This is a genomic window from Ginsengibacter sp. (assembly GCF_057362405.1).
In genome coordinates this window covers 1-19,255 of record NZ_JBMQQG010000082.1, presented here as the reverse complement: position 1 = coordinate 19,255, position 19,255 = coordinate 1, and the positions used below count along the sequence as shown (strand labels likewise).

The window sequence follows — 19,255 nt, the reverse complement described above, 5'->3', positions numbered from 1 at the left end:
TCTATCGTCTGGCGAGATTCAACATAAAAAAAGCGACAATAAAAACTGTCGCTTTACTTACCCACCCATTATTCGAAATAAAATTAGAACGGAAGATCGTCTGCAGGTTCCTCCATAGTTGCCGCAACCGGCTTGTTATAATTTGTATTATAATTAGATCCTGAAGAAGTGGAAGAAGATGAAGAAGCAGGGCTTCCCGAATTTCCTTCGGTACGGCCGCCTAAAAGTTGTATCTCACGGACCCTCATTCTTAAAGTAGCAGCGGCCTGGTTTTCTTTATTCATATAACCTTCTGCTTCCGGAGCACCTTCTGCAAAAACCAACTGGCCTTTCTTAAGATAAGGAGCAATAGCGGTTCTGTCTGTCCAATAAGCGCATTCCACCCAGGTCGTGCGTTCTCTTGGCGTACCTGTAGAATCTTTAAACTTTTCTGTGTGTGCCACACTGAAATTAATAACGTTTTTACCGTTAATTTCCTTTACGATGCAATCTTTACCAAGATTGCCGATGACTTGTAACTTGATCATGACTTTGTTTTTTAATTTTTAACCGATGTATCTGAACGGCCGCATTCTAAGTGTAAGAATGAAGCGAAATCTGCTGATTTATTACAAACCTAATTCATTTTCTTTTTCAACGAGGTTACCTGGTCCTGCAAGTTACTCACCAAATTAACCAATGAATCCACATCCCAACGCTGCTGCTGCGTCACCTTATTAATGGCGGCCTGGGCCTGCCAAACTTCCAGCACATCGGCCGTATGGACCTGGTAAGGCTGGTAAGCCGGATTATCACTTACCAACGTGAGCTTGTTTTTATTTTTATTGCTTTTAACAACCCTTTTATATACAATGCCTTCGCTTTTGCTAACGACAATATATGCGGCATTGCTCTTAATATTATCAACGCTCTCCACTTTTTCACCTACAATCACGCTGCCGCTTGGCGTAGGCATCATGCTATCTCCTATTATTTCGAAAGCCCTGTATGTACCACCTGAAAGCATGGGCAAAGTAAAAGTATTTAGCTCATCGATAAATTCACTATCCGCATAACCTGCCAGGTAACCTGCAGCTGCTTTTACCGGAACGAAATGAATCAGATTCCTGTCGGCACTCATCATTTTAAGCTGGCGCCTTTTGGCCAGGTAATTAGAACCTTTGGATTCACTCAGATCGTGGAGCAATAACTCATCTAATGTTACTTTAAAGATTTCAGACACAATTTCGAGAACATCTGTTCTTGGTTCTGCTCTTTCTTCTTCGTAAGCTCCAACAAGCGAACGCTTGATTCCAAGTTTGGAAGCAAATTCTTCCTGTGTCCACCCCCGAAGCTTTCTTAAATATTTTAAATTAAGACCTGCCAGCGCCATAGTAACTAATTTATTTAGACAAAAATACTAATTAATTTAGTTCTGCCAAATTTATTTTAATTATTTTTTTGGGAGTAATTTTAAAGAATTAAAAAATAGTCTTTTAACGCCCTTAATTGATACGGCCATGTACAGCTGCTTTTATAAATACCTTTGTCTTTCAGTTTTAATAACGGTTGCAAATTTGAATTTAAGCGGCATCGCCCACTTGATTAAACCAGTTAAGAGTTTTCAAATTCAAAAAATATATTCGCGATATGCCGGCGATACGGGCATCAATCAGAATAAAATTTCTGCAGATACACTTGAACTGATATCCGATAAATTTTCTTTTACCGAAGGCCCTGCCGTTGATAAAGAAGGCAATATTTTTTTTACCGATCAGCCAAATGATAAAATATGGGAATACGATATTAACGGGAAACTGTCTCTTTTTATGGATAGTGCCGGCCGCTCTAATGGTTTGTATTTTGATAAGAACGGCAATATTATTTCGTGCGCAGATGAGCACAACCAATTGTGGTCAATAAGCCCTCAAAAAAAAGTTACGGTTCTTGCTGATAACATTGGCGGCGAAGTATTAAATGGCCCCAATGACGTTTGGGTTAATCCGGTAAATGGTGATATATATTTTACGGATCCTTATTATAAAAGAAATTATTGGGCGAATGACCATCCGCACATAACAGCGCAAAATGTTTATTATTTAGCCCGCAATACAACGAAGCCGGTTTTGGCAGACGGACAACTCACACAACCAAATGGTATCATCGGAACCCCCGATGGCAGATTCTTATTTGTAGCTGATATAGGGGCGAACAAAACGTATAAGTACCACATTGCTAAAGACGGAACATTACTTGGTAAGGAACTTTTCGCCAACCAGGGTTCTGACGGCATGACGATAGACAATGAAGGAAATATTTATTTAACTGGCAAGGGAGTTACAGTTTATAATAAGGAGGGAAAAATAATACAACACATACCCGTACCCGAAGATTGGACAGCCAACATTTGTTTTGGTGGCAAAAACAGGGATGAATTATTTATTACCGCTTCAAAATCGGTTTATACATTACGTACCAGGGTAAGGGGAGTTCAATAGCCTTCAGTAGGTAGATAAACTGCAGCTCGTTATAAACTCCGCATTATAATTAAATCTCCTGCTTTTCGTTCAACAAAGACATGAAATAGAAAAATAGCGTCAATCCTATTACGCAGATCAGCGGCAGAAAAAACGAACCAAATATTGCGGCGCTCGCAAGAAAGACAATAAGAAGGACTGAACAAATTATTCCAATCAGCACTAAAACAATGGCCAACAAGTTTCTTAGGAACATAGGTAAGGGTTTTAAAGAATTAGCATAATAGTTAACATAGTTGGGATAAATACCAAAAATGTGCCAACTTATTTGCCAATTTTCACGAAACGATCTTACTCTTATTAATAAACGGTAGCAATCTATAAGCTTAATACAATGGCACACAGTATAATTAAGCATGCTTTTAATTATCATGAAAGTGTGCATACTTACCTGGAAATAGCGGGTAAATTTCTCTATTTAAAAATCGAAAACCAGGAAACAGAATTACTACAATTACGTAGCTGTTTAAATAGCTTTGCTGAATGTCTGCACTGTCATTTCTTTATTGAAGAGATAAGCATCTAAAGCGGCACAAATATTACGTATAAATAACCTGCCTTTTGCAGTTACATTTATTACATCCTCGTCTATCTCCACCAAACCATCAGCTTCCAGGGATGAAAGCTTTGATAAAATGTTTGTCAAAAAATCAACATCGTGCAACCCTTTGTGTAATGTTGTTTTATTCAAACACATCAATTCATGAATATAATTTTGAATTAAAAGATCTTCTTCATTCAATAAATGGCCATTTACTAACGGTAAGTTTCCTAAGTTGATTTTAGCTTCATAGTCTTCAATAACTTTTTCATTTTGAGCAAAGGCATCTTTTGTTGCACTGATAGATGATGCCCCGAGTCCAATGATCAGCTTCGACTGTGTTGTGGTATAGCCCATAAAATTCCGGTGAAGTTTGCCGTTCTCTGCAGCAATAAATAATGGATCATTCTCTAATGCAAAATGGTCCATACCTATACTTTCAAAACCTGCCTGTTCCAGGAGGATTCGGCCCCTGTTATATATTTCCCATTTTACAGATGCCGGCGGCAGGTCATTTTCTGTATACCTGCGCTGGGCTTTGCTTTTCCAGGGAACGTGTGCATAAGAATAAAAGGCAATGCGATCGGGCATCAACTTTTTAATAAGGAAAATGGTATGTTCAACAGATTTTACCGTTTGATGCGGAAGGCCATAAATTAAATCAACATTAATGCTTTTGAAATTGTATTTTCTTGCCCAATCAAAAACTTCTTTTGTGCGTTCGTATGTTTGATTTCTGTTTATGGCGAATTGTATATAAGGATCAAAATCCTGCACGCCAATACTGATCCTGTTAAACCCAATGGCAGCTAATTTTTTTATGTGTTCTTCGGTAGCAGAATTGGGATGTATTTCAATACTGAACTCATGTTCATCTTTAATAACAGCATCTTTGATGATATTGGTAATAAGATAGACGAGATTGTCTGCGCTAAAAAAAGTTGGCGTTCCTCCACCCAAATGAATTTCTTTTATTTCGGGAATTCCCGGCAAAATGTCGCGATACATTTTCCATTCTTTCAGAACTGCATCAATGTATGATTGCTCAACATTGTGGTTTTTGGTAATTCGCTTATTGCAGGCGCAAAATGTGCACAGGCTTTCACAAAAAGGTAAATGAATATAGATACACAATTCGCCATTTTCTGAGTTGAAAGTATTAATTACCGATTGCGTCCATTTGCTATTATCAAGTTTGGAAAAATCCCAATAAGGCACGGTTGGGTAACTCGTGTAACGCGGCGTGGCCACATCATATTTGGTGAGTAATGGCAATATATCACTCATACTTTCAGATTGATTCATATTACAAATGTTACATAGAACTGAGGCCTATACAATGACAATAATTAATGTTTTTTGTGATTAATATCATCTGTTTTTTGTTTTCTTGTCATATACCATGGTTCCGAACTAATTTATTTTTAAAAAAAATAGTTAGCCGATCCTTTTTTACAAAGGCTTTCAACAGGTTGGTTTTTTACACAAATAGCGAGTAGCCATGATTCATCCCTTGCATCGCCGGTATTTAATAAATATTCAAATGCGTTTCCTAATGCTCTTTATTATATTTCTCACCGTAGCTTATTGCTTATTCGCCCGGGAAGATCCGCTTGCTTACTATAACAATCGCGACCCAGGCAGCGTGTCAGAACAAATTTATCCTAAACTCGTAAACAGTTTTTATGAGCTGAGAAATAACCAGCCATTTTGGTTCTCACCGGCAGCAAATTCTTATTCTTTAAGACAATTATTAAAGGAGAAGATCGATAGTTCTATCAATTCAGGACTGAAGAAAGAAAAATATCACATAACAGAAATCAGGGAATATTTTGACAAAGATTTCTTATCCTCAGATAGCATTTTAGTTAAAAGTATAGACCGAATCTTTACTGATGCTGCAATTGCTTATAGTAAAGATATGTACCAGGGTAATGATATTGAGCACTGGATGTTATCCGATGAACTTTCATCTAAGCGGGAAACAGATGATAACAAATTCTTATTGCAAGGTCTGTCGAATGCTAACTCAAGGGAAGAACTGCTGGCTTTTTTTAATTTGCTGGAACCACACGATGCCGAATATCAGACTATCAAAGAAGATCTACAATTAAAACGTGACTCATTAACTTCTCTACAAAAAAAACAACTGGGCACTTCTCTGCAATTTTACCGTTGGATGCATCATTTTAAATTTGAAAAATGGATCGAAGTAAATATTGCATCTGCAACGTTACGTTATTACGAATACGACAGCATTATATTAAGAATGAAAGCCGTGGTAGGCAAACCTTCAACTAAAACACCACGCATTGCAACGTACTGCAACTACATCGTTTTGTACCCTTATTGGAATGTGCCGGCAAGTATTGCGTTGAACGAATTGCTGCCTCAATTTAAAAGAAACCCGGGCGACGTAGACGCACTCAATATGCAGGTGTTGGATTTAAAAGGAAACATTATTGATCATCACAAACTGAACTGGAAAAATTATAGCAGGAATTATTTCCCGTTCCGCATCCGCCAGTCAACCGGTTGCGATAACTCTCTGGGAGTGATAAAATTTAATCTTACGTCGCCGTTCAGTGTCTATTTACATGACACAAACAACAAAGTTGCCTTTCTTTCGGGCTATCGTTATTACAGTCATGGCTGCATTCGCATCCAGGAACCGATAGAACTTGCCAATTACCTGTTGCCAAATAAAATAGATAGCAATTTCCTCGCATCCTGCCTAAAAGAGCAGCAACCTGTAACATTAAAAATTGATAACCTTGTACCGGTGTTTGTTGTTTATCAAACTGCAGAAACAAACGCTTCGGGAAAGTTGCAATACAATAAAGATGTATACCGGCTTTTAAAATAAAAACTATCAATAATATCTTACATGCAGATAGATCAAAAAAATTTAACAGGCTTAACAGATGCAGAAGTATCTAAATCAAGAGATGCTTATGGATTAAATAAAGAGCATGCCGGAGAAAATCGTTTATTGCTTCGCGTATTGAAAGAAATCTTCTTCCAGCCAATGTTCATTTTACTGCTGGCAGCTTGTTTAATATATTTTTTTGCCGGACGTTATTCAGATGGAATTATAATGATGGTATCCATTTTTATTGTTTCAGGTATTTCTTTATACCAGGAATACCGGAGCCAGGATGCCATAAGTGCCTTGAAGAAATTATCATCGCCCAAATCAACGGTTATTCGCAACGGCGTTCAAATTAAAATACCAACAGAAGAAATGGTGGTGGATGATATTGTTGTATTAGAAGAAGGAGAGATAATTTCTGTAGATGGCATTCTCATTTCGGCAAATGATTTTTCCGTTAATGAATCTATTCTTACCGGTGAATCATTTCCTGTGGAAAAATACGGCGATAACAATGATAGAGTTTACAAAGGCACTCAGATAATCAGCGGCAGGGCTATTGCGAAAGCTATTGCGGTTGGCAACAAAACGATGTTGGGTAAAATTGGTTTATCAGTTAAAGAAGTAAATATTCTCAAAACTCCTTTACAGCACCAGATCAATTCATTCGTTCGCATTATGGTGTGGATTGGAGGTATTGCTTTTATTTTCGTTGTAGGGTATCACTATATACAGTCTGGCGATATTATTCAATCTTTCCTCCAGGGCCTAACGCTTGCGATGAGTATACTGCCCGAAGAAATTCCTGTTGCCTTTACAACATTCCAGGCACTTGGTGCATTTAGATTATTAAGAAATAATATTATCGTAAAACAACCTCAGTATGTTGAAACCCTTGGCTCAGCTACCGTAATTTGTGTTGACAAAACAGGGACACTCACGGAAAATGAAATGAGTATCGCATGTGTGTATGATGCGATACATAAAATTTCGATTAAGGTTGAAAATAAAAATAATTTACCCCGGGAATTGATTGAATATGCGATGTGGTCAAGCGAAACGGGACCTTTTGATCCGATGGAAAAAGCAATTCATAACTTATACCAACAAATAACGGACGAGGATAGACGTACGCAATACCAACAGGTACATGAGTATCCGATAAGTGGTAAGCCACCCATGATGACACACATTTTCAAAAACAATTTCAATGAAATTATTATTGCCGCAAAAGGTGGACCCGAAGCATTGCTGGATAAGAGTGGCTTGGGTACTGAAGATATTAAAAGCGTTCAACAACAATTGCAATTGTATGCTAATGAAGGGTTCAGAGTATTAGGTGTTGGCAAGGGATGTTGGAACAAATCAACCTGGCCGGTATCGCAGGAGGAATTTGATTTTAAATTTTTAGGGATGATTGCCTTTTATGATCCCCCTAAGGCAAAAATTTCCGGCACCGTTAAAATATTCAAGGATGCAGGCATTTCTGTAAAAATGCTTACGGGTGATTACCCGGAAACATCAATGGCCATAGCACGTTTTATTAAGTTGGCTGATGACGGTAAATATATAACGGGTAATGAAGTAACACATCTATCGCCTGATGAATTAAAAAAACAGGTAAAGGAAATTAACGTTTTTGCCCGAATGTTTCCCGAAGCAAAACTGAGTGTTATAAATGCGCTTATTGAAAACGGCGAAGTAGTTGCGATGACAGGCGATGGAGTAAATGATGCACCTGCATTGAGAGCCGCCCACATCGGTATTGCTATGGGTAAACGCGGAAGTGAAGTGGCAAAAAATACCGCGGGATTAATTATTACTGATGACGATCTTTCTCATTTAACAGATGCAGTTGCTCTCGGCAGAAAAATTTATGATAATCTCAAAAAAGCGATTCAGTATATTGTCTCCATCCATATTCCTATTATCCTGATTGTAACATTGCCATTACTTTTTTCATGGAAGTTTAATGAAATTTTTACGCCTATCCATGTAATTTTTTTAGAATTAATTATGGGACCAACCTGCTCTATCATTTATGAAAATGAACCAATGGAACCTGGAACCATGTTGCGTTTGCCAAGACGTTTGTCCTCAACTTTTTTATCAGGGAGGCAATTACAAATAAGCATTGCGCAAGGTATAATGATAACAGCTGGTTGCCTCGGCATTGGATATTATTTCATGCAACAGCATCAAAGTGAAAACATGATCCGAACTTCAATATTTATAACATTGTTATTCTGTAACATCTTTCTTACGCTTAGCAATCGTTCTTTTCACTATTCCATATTCCAAACTATCCGTTATAAAAATTCGCTTGTTCCCGCGATAATTGCAATTACGCTGGTTTTAATATTTTCATTTCTCTATGTAGCTTTTTTTAGAAACTTGTTTGGGCTTGAGCATGTTTCGCCAACTTATTTATTATTCTTTATACTGGTAGCTGTAATAAGCACAGGTTGGATTGAAATAATAAAGCTTGTTCGAATGAAGTTGGGTAATAATAATAAATGAGAAATCAAATAAGTCGGTCATCAATGTGGCCACATAATCGAAGTCCGACAATTTGCCCAGGTGGGCCTTTCAACTATTTGTCTTCATAAAAATCTTTCACCCATGCCACAATTTGATTTTGTGTCATGCTATCAGTGGTTTCAACTCTCCTGATAACTGGTGATTGTATCGATTTCTTCAGCATAAATTTTTCAAGTTCTGTTTTCATTTCTGCGGGGCCAAACAAAACTATTTCGTCGGCGCCTTTAATTTCATCAACAACCTTTTTTAAATAATTCTGTATCTCGTGATTTTTTCGGTTTTCCTTTTTTGTTTCGAAATTCGCAAATTGAACGCCAATTCTTGAAAACATTTTTGTTTCTCCCGCAACTCTTTCCCGGCCTTCAATTAAAGACTCGACGGTCTTAATAATATGCCCTTTGCCTTTCAGGAAAACAATTACGGCCTTTTCAGTATCGATCCAAATGCCGGCCTTTGTATTTTTCATTTGTCTGTTTTTTTAAATCATTAATGAATAGTCCTCGTAAAACAATTACTGCCTTGCAGGTATTGCGAGCAAAGCTATTTTTGTATGATAGCTCATCGATTTGGTCAGGCTTCTATGAAACATGTCTTCCCAAAATCCCCTCTCGTATTTAACCATGGCCAGTATATCAATATCGTTATCCTCAATATAATCGGAAAGTGATTGTTTAAAATCATTACCGGTAAGATGCATAGCCGATAAGTTTTTTTCGTTATATCTTTTGCTGATCATGTTTTCATACTCGGAAAGATTACGGGAGTCTTCGGCATAGATAAGCGATTCTTTATTTACTTCCTCGCTAAATACCACCACTTCTACCTTAGCCATAAATAAATCGGCCATTTCAAAAAGAAAATCAAGAATGAACTTTTCCCTTTCAAAACGATTGGTGGCGAAAACAATTTTTTCCGGTTTCTTCCAATGGTAATTGCAGGGAATCATCATCACAGGCACCTGGCTGTTTCCTATGGTTGATGACGTGTTGCTTCCAAAAAACATTCTCCTGATGCCATGGGCGCCCGTAGTACCCATTATTATAAGGCTGATGCCATCAGTTTCTACCGTTTCCCTCAATGCTTTTTGAAGCGATTTTTTGGAAACGATAGTTGTTATGTCAATACCTTCTTTCTCTTTAATACTGTTCCTAAGCATCTCTAACTTGTTTATAGCCTCATTTAGCTGAATTTGATTGAACTCCTTATTGACGCCCATGTAATCGGTATAAAGATCCCCCTTAACGTCGAATGAATGAAGCACAATAATTTCAACAGGAAGAATTTTTGCTGACTGCACTGCATAGTCAACTGCGTTATTTGCGCATGCTGAGAAATCGGTGGGAACTATTATTTTTTTTAACATTGTTCTCAAATTTTATTAGAGTTAATTAATCTTTATATATCTAAACCTTAATGCATGGCTACCGGTGTTGGCCAATAAATAATGGTGCTTCAAGCGCCTCCATTAACACGTCAGCCATACTTACTTTAAACCATCTTGAAATATCACTCCGCTGATAAGCTCCAAGCACGACCAAAACATTCTGTGTGCTACTTCTCAAATACTCAACAATTTGTTGTTCCGGATTGCCTTTTAAAACGGTATACTTTACATTCTCAAAATGTCTTTTGATAAACTCTTTCATTAAGAGCTTATCAGGTAGATGCCGGCCTGCTTTTTTTTCATCTTTTACTGTTATTATTTCGGCCGGTAGCTCCCTCATGCATCCCAGCACATAGCTAAACATTTTTATAGCATGCAGGGCATAAGGTTTCCCATCGTAGAGTAACACGATTCTGTCAATTTTTTTAAAAGCGGCAGGTGTAACTAAAACAGGGCATTGCACGTCACCCAATAATTCTTTAATAAAGCTGGTAGGGAGCGATTCTTTAAACCTTGAAAAAGTTTCATATTCATCTATAATAACCAGGTCGGCAAAAATACTTTCATGTTTCAATTCCTGGAAAGCAATGCTGGTATCCCTGTGAATAGAAAAATTAATTTTTGCTAATTCGCAAGCCTTCCGGAAAGTGAGCACCGCATCGTCTCTCTTCTTCTGATCTCTTTTATCAAGCTCTGCTAGTTTTTTCTGAAAGTCGGACGCATTGGTCATTACTTTGTACACGCTATATGTGTGATAAATAATCTCATCAAGGAATACGCCAACCAGGTGGGCTTTCGCTGCCTGTGTTAGTTGAATGGCATATTGCATCGAACTTTCAGACATTTTATATCCATCAAAAACAACCAAAAACTTTTTCACGAATGCTTCTTTTATTAATAAGATAACCAGTTTTACCTGCGCTCTCCATCATTGCCTTCTAGTTTAGGTCCCGTTCTGTTACAATTCTCAATCATCAATTCAATATCGAATACAAAATACTATACTAGTATTTCGAATTCAATGAATAAAATCAGTGATCATATTGATATATATCATTCATTCGGCAATTAATTGTCATCATCTTTATTTAGGGAGACGTGAACGAGTTTTAGGAAACCGAAATGCCGGAACAAAAAATAGCGGCCATCGAATCTTCGGAAAAGCAATTTTTTCACCTGGCAAAGTTGCAAGCTGATACCATTGAGGCTATGTTTTTATAACGAATGATTTTAGATTTTCGAAGCCGTAAGGCTCACAATTTTTTACAGGGTTTTTGATAAGATGTATGCAAAGGACTCAAAAAATAGTTTTCTTGATTATTAAATATCTCGAGCTGATACTTCTTGGTTCGGCCGTTTTATATTTTGGGGAAACGCTTTTCATTCCATTATTTTTTGGACTATTGATCGCAATGATAATGCACCCTATATGCAAGTGGCTGGAAAATCATGGCTGGAGTAAAACGGTCGCTATTGTGGGCTGCCTCTTTATAGTAACTGTTTTGATGGCCGCCCTGGTTTCTTTATTAATTTGGCAATTGAACGTATTTGGAAAAGATGCAAGATCTATATTCGGAAGAGTTGAATACCTGATACAGAATATACAAATCTGGATTGCGGATAATATTGGGATTTCAAAGAATGTGAATACCAACTGGGAAAAAAATCTTAATGACAACCTGGCCAACCTCCTGAAATCATCCCTCGAGGTTACTATAAACACGTTTTTTATATTATTTCTCACGCCGGTGTTTACAACGCTGTTCATGTATCACCGGAAAATATTTGTACAGTTTCTAAAACAAATAGTACCCGGCCGGTATTCAGTTGTACTCAATAGTATTTTGCAAAAAATTATCTCCACTTATTTTAATTATATCAAAGGGATGATATTGGTTTATATTATCGTTGGTATCCTTAATAGTGCCGGCCTTTTTGCACTCGGAGTAAGGCATGCACTGCTGTTTGGTTTCCTGTGTTCCATTAGTACTATTATTCCGTACATTGGAATTTTCATTAGCGCATTACTTCCCATTTCCGTGGTTTGGCTGGATACTAATAATGTTTGGTACGTTGCAGGTGTAATTGCGGTATTTAGTTTTGTGCAATACCTTGAGGCAAATGTTATATTTCCAAAAGTGGTAGGAGCCCAGCTTGAAGTAAGCACACTTGCCATGCTGGTTGCTATTATTGCAGGCGGCATTATTTGGGGAGTTGCGGGTATGATACTTTTTATTCCCTTTGTAGCAATATTAAAAATCGTTAGTGACTATGTTGAAGAATTGAAGCCACTAAATCTATTACTTAACCGGAAATAGGCGGATTTCTATTGGCACTTAATTAGTGAACTGATCAACAATTATTGCGTTTATCAGATTAATTTAAAAAATGAATTGGCACCTAATCAATATTGAAAAGATATTAGATATAACGGGGAGTTCGGTAAACGGATTGTCAACTTCAGAAGCTATAATAAGATTGCAGAAATATGGCTCCAATGAAATTCAAAAAACTAAAAAAACGCCGCCCTGGTTAATGTTTCTTTACCAGTTTAAAGATTTTATGATAATGGTGCTGATAGTTGCTGCAATCATTTCAGGCATTTTAAGCGACATTACAGATACGATTGTAATTATCGCGATAGTGATAATAAATGCCGTTATAGGATTCGTGCAGGAGTATCGTGCTGAAAAAGCAATGGACGCATTGCAAAAAATGGCGCTTACCAATGCGTTGGTCATAAGAAACAACCACCCGATTTCCATTTCATCAATTAACCTCGTGCCCGGAGACATCATCTTAATGGAAGCCGGGAATGTGGTGCCGGCAGATGTCCGTTTAATAGAGGCCTTTCAACTAAAAATTAATGAATCATCACTCACAGGTGAATCAGTTGCAGCAGAGAAGGTGACTGAAACGTTAACCCAACAAAATCTTTCCCTGGGAGATTATACCAACATGGCCTTTAACGGAACTTATATAACAAACGGGCACGCAAGAGGCATTGTTGTAGCTACAGGAATGCAAACCGAGTTTGGAAAAATTGCACGCCTGTTGGAGGCTTCAACCATACAAACTCCTTTACAAAAAAGGCTTACCGTCTTTGGAAAAAATCTTGCATTTATTATCTTATGTATTTGCTCGGTAATATTTATCGTGGGCTATTTACGAGGCGAAAATATTGTGTTGATGCTATTAACCTCCTTGTCACTTGCCGTAGCGGCGATACCAGAAGCACTGCCTGCGGTAATAACAATTGCGTTGGCATCAGGTGCAAAAAAAATGGTAAAGAAAAATGCTTTAATAAGAAAATTGCCAGCGGTAGAAACACTTGGTTCGGTAAGTTTTATTTGTACAGATAAAACGGGGACGCTTACCCTAAATAAAATGACCGTTGAAGAAATCGCAACCGCCGATTCAGGTATCGACAAAAAGCACAATGACCAGGCAACTATTTCAGAAGATTATGAAATGCTGTTGCGTGCAATGGCACTAAACAATAATGTTTACCGAAACGAAAATGCGATATCAATTGGGGACCCGACCGAAATGGCACTGTATGATTATGCATTGTCCAACGGCTTTGATAAGGATGAAATTGAAAAAGAATTTCAAAGGGTTGCTGAAATTCCTTTTGATTCTGAAAGGAAATGTATGACGACTATTCATAAACATGGGAATGAATACATCGCTATTGTAAAAGGAGCGATGGAAGTATTGATGCATAAAGCAGACGGTGCGGCCGACTTAGAATTTTGGAAAGAGTCATTAAATAATATGCTTGCCAAAGGTCTGCGTGTGTTGGGGTTTGCCTTTAGAAAATTTGAAAGTTTGCCTTTGATAATAACATCTGCCGGTATTGAAAATAATTTGAAAATTGCCGGCATAGCAGGAATTATAGACCCACCAAGGGAAGAAGCAAAACAAGCTGTATACGAATGCAAAACTGCGGGAATAAAACCGGTAATGATTTCAGGTGACCATCCCATAACTGCCGCAACCATCGCTAAAAGACTTGGTATTATTGAATCAAAAGACGACAGGATTATTACCGGTGCGGAAATGAATGCCATGAGCGAAAAAGAATTGCTGGAAGTGGTAGATCATATAAAAGTGTATGCCAGAGTTTCGCCTGAACAAAAACTCCACATCGTGAAAGCCCTGCAAAAAAAAGGAGAGTATGTTGCGATGACCGGGGATGGTGTTAATGATGCGCCGGCTTTAAAACATGCAGATATTGGCGTTGCGATGGGCATTACCGGAACTGATGTTTCAAAAGAAGCAGCAAACATGATCCTGTTAGATGACAACTTTGCCACTATTGTAAAAGCGGTTAAAGAAGGCAGGAGAATTTTTGATAATATCAGGAAATTTATCCGTTACATTCTTGCGGGCAATACTGCTGAAATATTGACGATATTCCTGGCACCTTTTTTCGGTTTGCCTATACCGTTATTACCTATTCATATACTATGGATAAACCTCGTTACCGATGGCTTGCCCGGCCTGGCACTGGCAACAGAACCGGCAGAAAAAGATATTATGAAAAGGCCACCAAGATCCTCAGGTGAGAATATTTTTGCAAAAGGATTAGGCGTACATATTATTTGGGTGGGCTCACTATTAGCAACAGTAACAATTGCTACTCAGGCTTATTCGATTTACATTAAAGATGCTCATTGGCAAACAATGGTATTTACCGTTTTGTGTTTGGGGCAACTCACCTATTCCCTGGCTGTCCGCTCGGAGACAGAATCTTTTTTTCAACAAGGCCTGTTTTCTAACAAGCGTTTATTCTTCACCGTTGTTTTTAGTTTCATAGTACAACTTGGAATTATTTATTTACCTTTTTTTAATAAAATATTCAGGACGGCTCCGCTGAGTATCGGCGAGCTTCTATTTTGTGTCGCTATGGCATTCGTAATATTTTTTACAGTTGAAATGGAAAAATGGATACGCAGAATGAGAAAAAATAAATTGGCAAGACTGCACTACGATATTGATTAAAAAGTAATCTCAATTGCAGGTGACATCTCAATAAACTATTTGATATGATGGGCTGCCGAAAAACATGACTAAGGTCAAGCGTTATCATAATCTTAATCAGGGAAAAAAGCTGGCAAACTTTATAAATTTGGCTAAAGCCAGGAATCATGAAAACAATATTAATAGCCACCGACTTTTCACCGGCATCACACAATGCTTCTGTTTATGGCGTGGAGTTTGCCAAGGCGATTAACGCTAAAATTATTTTGTTTAATGCGTTCACAGTTCCCAATCCACCGCCTTCCATTACCGTTAGCGTATCCCGTTACGACATAATGATGCAAACCGATAAAATCTTATTAGAAGAAGCAAATTTGCTCGACCCCGGTCGCACTTTAATTGAAATTGTTTGCGATGAAGGACCGACGACTGATGCCATCGTTAATCTTGCCAATGAAAAAAAGGTTGATTTTATTATTGTGGGAATGAAAGGTGCCGGCAAAAGTTTAAAGAAGATATTTGGCAGCACCGCTACGGCCCTGGCAAAAAACACAAGCATCCCGTTGATAGTTGTTCCTGAAAAAGCAAAATTCAAAAAGCTGGACATTATGGTGTTTGCTAATGATGCCGCAGTTCTTGATAGAGGCATTCCCAAATTTATTACGGAAATTACACAAGCATTTAAAGCAAAACTTTATGTTGTAAGGATCCTCAAGAATAAAAAGGTATTTAAAATTAATACACCACATCTGCTGCAACAAACGAATGGGGTCACAACATTTGAATACTCAGTGGATGCCGATATTAGCTATGCCCTAAATACATTTATCGAAATGAATAAAGCAGATATGCTGGTGATGATTCCCCACAAACATTTGTGGTTGAAACGCCTGTTTACCAAGAGCGAAACAAAAGATATGATCTTTCACACGCATGTGCCTCTATTAATTCTGTCTAAAAATATCCTGGCAAATAGCTATTCAAGGGATAGTAAAAACAAACAGCAAAAAATAACTGCCTAAATAATGTTAATGCGGTAAGTAATTTGGTATTGTCATATAAGTGCAAGAGGCCATAAAATATCAAACGAATACACATAGATAAACAAGGTATTGAATTGAATTTGGATGTACATGATGGGTTTCGCACCACTTCATAAAGATGCTATTTTATCTGTTCGTTTTTTATTTCAGGTTCCTCCGTTGATCATCTTACTATGTCAGATCAGACATCCCTTGCAAAGCAAATCTCTTCCAAAAGCCAGCCCAAACGCGTCAAGCTATTTACTGATGAATCTCACTCTTTGGTATGACTTCAGTCCTGTGTTTAGCCCTCGCAAAAAAATACTTTTGTATTGTAACTAATATCTATAACATTTAAAAAAAAGATCATGGAAACAAAAGCATTAACCAGGTTAAACGAATCAATGCCGTCCGTTTTTGATGATTTCTTTAAACCATGGACCGATTTGTTTGATAATGGTGGCTGGAATATTCGGCCGATGAATATTCCCGCAGTAAATATTACAGAACACCCTGATGAATTTCGCTTGTCACTTGCCGCACCCGGTATGAAAAAAGAGGATTTTAAAATTGACGTTGATGGAAACATTTTAACGATCAGCAGCGAAAAAGAAGAAAATAAAGAAGATAAGAATAAAAAGTTTACGCGTAAAGAGTATAGCTATTCTTCTTTTAGCCGTAGTTTTTCTTTACCTGAAGAAATTAAACAAGAAAAAATTAATGCTAAGTATGAAGATGGGGTGTTAAAGATTTCGCTGCCTCGTAAAGAGGAATCTAAAAAGCCGGTGGCAAAAAAAATTGCAGTGAATTAATTGCGCCAGCTACTGCTCTGCCTTGGTTAATGACAGAGCAGTTTTTTATATGCTGAATTAATTTTAGCACCTTGAAAAATAAGAATATCCGAATTTCTTGTGACCGTAATAACAAGATTTAGAATATCTGATGAATTAATTGTTAAATGTTTCCATTATTAAAATTTTAGTTGTGGATTTTTAAGGGTATAAATTTTATGAATAACAACAGGAAACATAATGAAACAAACTATAAACGATAACGTATTAGGCAGAAACAGAATGAACGAGATACCTAAAATTAATCAACTGCAGGTTGAAGTTAACACATGGAAAAGGCTTTTAAACTTTTTCAGCGATGAAAACGTCTGCTTAAAAAACCGGCTTTCAGAAATACTTAAGAATGGGTTTGACAGAAAGCTATTAGAAGAATTCGAAAATTTTCAAAACAAATTTATTAAGCAGGATGAAACGATAACTTTTCTCAGGAACGATATTGCCGAACTTGACAAATTATTGTTGAACGAAAAATTGGGTATGAGTGTAAATGAAAATGCCATTAATAGAAAGCTTGAACATCTTCGCAAAAACATAGTCAATTCCGAAGGAAGATTTTTTCAACTACAACTTAATTTCAATACCTATGTTTTGGAAAATATGTAACCAGCCAGGAAAATAATTTACTGCTAATTGATGAGGTTCTCGAGCTTTTTGTAATTAATGATTTTAATATTTCCACCCGAAATTTCAATTAATTTTTCATTGCGAAAATCACTTAACGTTCTTATCACCGATTCCGTAGCAGTACCTGCAATGCTGGCCAGGTTTTCACGGCTGATGTCAATTGTAAAAACACCGACTTCCTGTGAATTATATTTCTTTTGGAGCATGATTAAAGCTTCGGCTACTTTTTTACGTAATGAGTTATAGGCAAGTCCCAGCAGGTGATCTTCTTTCTCCGTAATATTTTTCGCTAATAATTGTATAAATTTTTTAGCTACTTCCGGGCTTTTATTCAATAGCTCTTCAAATTCTTCTTTGGGAACAATCGCCAACTCGGTTTCTTCCAACGCTTCTGCAGTATCCTTGTAAACGGTTTCCTCCAAAAGAGCGATGTAGCCCAGGAAATCACCGGCACTAAATAATTCTGTTACAAGTTCCTTTCCATCATCATGAATTTTAAACGATTTTACTTTTCCTTTAACTACATAATAAAGCCGGTTTGGGTAATTTCCCTGAGAATAGATTATTTGTTTTTTTCTATAGGTATTGATGTTGCGGCCTTCAACAAGATTTTGTAAGCTATCCTTTCCAAAAGAAGTTTCCATGAGACTTTGCAAACCTTCCAATCCCGGTGCTATTTCATTTTTCAGCAAGTCAAGCTTTTTTAACCGGCTCTCAACAGCGTTCAATAGCTCAATTCCTTCAAAAGGCTTGGTAATATAATCGTCGGCGCCTAGTTCCATTCCTTTGCGAAAATCTGACCGTTCTGTTTTTGCTGTCAAAAAAATAAACGGCGTATTTTTTATAGCCTCATTTTTATGAACCGCATGAAGAACCCCATACCCATCGAGCCCGGGCATCATAATATCGCATATAATAAGATCCGGCGTATGCTCAATTGCTTTTTCAACGCCTATTTTTCCGTTCTCTGCCACAATTACTTTGTAATTGGAAAGCTCAAGAATCTCCGCGGTGTTTTCGCGGATATCGTCATTATCTTCTATAAGTAGAATCTTTCGCATATTATTTGAATCTCATATTATTTCTTTAAAATTAAGGTAATTATAAACTCGGTGCCTTTTCCGAGCTCACTTTGATAAGTGAGACTGCCGTTCATAAGCTCTGCGTATTTTGAAACGATATGTAACCCAAGGCCCGTACCTTGTATATTTCCTGCGTTAGCTCCACGAAAAAATCGTTCCGCTAAATGTTGCTGATCTACTTTTGAAATTCCAATTCCGTGGTCTTTTACTGACAATTTAAACTCCTTTTCATTTACGGAAGTTTTCATTTCAATGCAGGTATTTTCCGACGAAAATTTGCTTGCATTTGAAACGAGGTTCATTACAATATGTTTCAATAATGATGGGTCTAATACTACCTCCGGATTCCCTTCGTGTACATAAGAAATCTCCTGCTTCTTTTTCAGGTTATCTTTTATTTCTTCCACGATTAATGCAATGAAATTTTCAATATTAAATTCTGATAGCTTCACTTGTATCTTACCTTCCTCAATTTTTCCGACACTTAGAAAATCATTCAAAATATCAGTAAGCATGTTTACCGATGAAATTATTCTATGCAAATGTCTTTCTCTCTTGGGTTGTTCATCCGTGCTTGAATATTTTTCAATTAAATAGGCCGAGGAAAGAACTGTACTTAATGGCGTGCGGAATTCGTGGGAAGCCATTGATACAAAATTTGACTTCAGTTCACTCAATTCATTTGCTTTCTCGAGAGCTGTTTTCAAATCTTCTTCAGCTTTCTTTCTTTGAGAAATATCGATTGCAATAACCATAAACCCGGTGATCGAGCCGCTACTATCCAGTATAGTCGTAAGCGTTAGTGATATAGGAAATGACGTTCCATCTTTTCTTAC

Annotated in this window: 16 protein-coding genes; 8 read left to right on the top strand and 8 right to left on the bottom strand. The window is 37.3% G+C overall.

From position 1 onward, the window contains the following. Positions 1 to 83 precede the first annotated feature (83 nt). Both ACO1O5_RS07190 and ACO1O5_RS07185 read right to left on the bottom strand, forming a co-directional pair. Positions 84 to 527, bottom strand: a complete 444-nt coding sequence (locus ACO1O5_RS07190; protein WP_486269160.1) for a single-stranded DNA-binding protein — start codon at positions 525 to 527, stop codon at positions 84 to 86. Positions 528 to 616: 89 nt separating this feature from the next. Continuing rightward, positions 617 to 1,372 (bottom strand): XRE family transcriptional regulator, encoded by a 756-nt coding sequence (locus ACO1O5_RS07185; RefSeq protein ID WP_486269159.1) that lies wholly within the window; start codon positions 1,370 to 1,372, stop codon positions 617 to 619. A 127-nt stretch (positions 1,373 to 1,499) separates the two neighbouring features. On the opposite strand from ACO1O5_RS07185, the gene ACO1O5_RS07180 reads away from it, so the two are divergent. Beyond that, a complete protein-coding gene (locus ACO1O5_RS07180) occupies positions 1,500 to 2,477 on the top strand; it encodes an SMP-30/gluconolactonase/LRE family protein (RefSeq protein WP_486269158.1) in 978 nt (325 codons plus the stop codon). A 505-nt stretch (positions 2,478 to 2,982) separates the two neighbouring features. On the opposite strand, the gene hemN is transcribed toward ACO1O5_RS07180, so the two are convergent. Next, a complete protein-coding gene (hemN, locus tag ACO1O5_RS07175) occupies positions 2,983 to 4,344 on the bottom strand; it encodes an oxygen-independent coproporphyrinogen III oxidase (protein WP_486269157.1) in 1,362 nt (453 codons plus the stop codon). A 268-nt stretch (positions 4,345 to 4,612) separates the two neighbouring features. Between hemN and ACO1O5_RS07170 the strand changes: the two genes are divergently transcribed. Both ACO1O5_RS07170 and ACO1O5_RS07165 read left to right on the top strand, forming a co-directional pair. Then, complete coding sequence (locus ACO1O5_RS07170) at positions 4,613 to 5,923, top strand: L,D-transpeptidase family protein (RefSeq protein ID WP_486269156.1); 1,311 nt, start codon at positions 4,613 to 4,615, stop codon at positions 5,921 to 5,923. A 21-nt stretch (positions 5,924 to 5,944) separates the two neighbouring features. Then, positions 5,945 to 8,449: a cation-translocating P-type ATPase gene (locus tag ACO1O5_RS07165; protein ID WP_486269155.1), complete on the top strand. Its 2,505-nt coding sequence runs from the start codon at positions 5,945 to 5,947 to the stop codon at positions 8,447 to 8,449. 73 nt (positions 8,450 to 8,522) lie between these two features. Here ACO1O5_RS07165 and ACO1O5_RS07160 read toward each other — a convergent pair whose 3' ends face one another. The 3 genes from ACO1O5_RS07160 to ACO1O5_RS07150 are packed head-to-tail and all read right to left on the bottom strand — an operon-like array spanning position 8,523 to position 10,734. Next, a complete protein-coding gene (locus ACO1O5_RS07160) occupies positions 8,523 to 8,936 on the bottom strand; it encodes a hypothetical protein (RefSeq protein WP_486269154.1) in 414 nt (137 codons plus the stop codon). Between the two features lie 45 nt (positions 8,937 to 8,981). Beyond that, positions 8,982 to 9,833, bottom strand: coding sequence for a universal stress protein (locus tag ACO1O5_RS07155; protein ID WP_486269153.1), 852 nt, complete (start codon positions 9,831 to 9,833; stop codon positions 8,982 to 8,984). A gap of 58 nt (positions 9,834 to 9,891) precedes the next feature. After that, complete coding sequence (locus tag ACO1O5_RS07150) at positions 9,892 to 10,734, bottom strand: universal stress protein (RefSeq protein ID WP_486269152.1); 843 nt, start codon at positions 10,732 to 10,734, stop codon at positions 9,892 to 9,894. A 433-nt stretch (positions 10,735 to 11,167) separates the two neighbouring features. On the opposite strand from ACO1O5_RS07150, the gene ACO1O5_RS07145 reads away from it, so the two are divergent. From ACO1O5_RS07145 to ACO1O5_RS07125, 5 genes are all read left to right on the top strand, one after another. Then, entirely contained in the window at positions 11,168 to 12,172 is a 1,005-nt protein-coding gene (locus tag ACO1O5_RS07145; protein WP_486269151.1) for an AI-2E family transporter, read from the top strand. Between the two features lie 70 nt (positions 12,173 to 12,242). Beyond that, positions 12,243 to 14,861: a cation-translocating P-type ATPase gene (locus ACO1O5_RS07140; protein ID WP_486269150.1), complete on the top strand. Its 2,619-nt coding sequence runs from the start codon at positions 12,243 to 12,245 to the stop codon at positions 14,859 to 14,861. A 146-nt stretch (positions 14,862 to 15,007) separates the two neighbouring features. After that, positions 15,008 to 15,862 (top strand): universal stress protein, encoded by an 855-nt coding sequence (locus ACO1O5_RS07135; protein ID WP_486269149.1) that lies wholly within the window; start codon positions 15,008 to 15,010, stop codon positions 15,860 to 15,862. A 368-nt stretch (positions 15,863 to 16,230) separates the two neighbouring features. After that, the gene (locus ACO1O5_RS07130; RefSeq protein WP_486269148.1) at positions 16,231 to 16,674 is read left to right on the top strand and encodes an Hsp20/alpha crystallin family protein; all 444 of its coding nucleotides are present in this window, start codon (positions 16,231 to 16,233) and stop codon (positions 16,672 to 16,674) included. A gap of 219 nt (positions 16,675 to 16,893) precedes the next feature. Then, positions 16,894 to 17,316, top strand: coding sequence for a hypothetical protein (locus ACO1O5_RS07125; RefSeq protein WP_486269147.1), 423 nt, complete (start codon positions 16,894 to 16,896; stop codon positions 17,314 to 17,316). A gap of 23 nt (positions 17,317 to 17,339) precedes the next feature. Here ACO1O5_RS07125 and ACO1O5_RS07120 read toward each other — a convergent pair whose 3' ends face one another. Both ACO1O5_RS07120 and ACO1O5_RS07115 read right to left on the bottom strand, forming a co-directional pair. Next, complete coding sequence (locus tag ACO1O5_RS07120) at positions 17,340 to 18,398, bottom strand: response regulator (RefSeq protein WP_486269146.1); 1,059 nt, start codon at positions 18,396 to 18,398, stop codon at positions 17,340 to 17,342. 17 nt (positions 18,399 to 18,415) lie between these two features. Next, a partial coding sequence (locus ACO1O5_RS07115) for a sensor histidine kinase (protein WP_486269145.1) occupies positions 18,416 to 19,255 on the bottom strand: 840 nt, incomplete at its 5' end.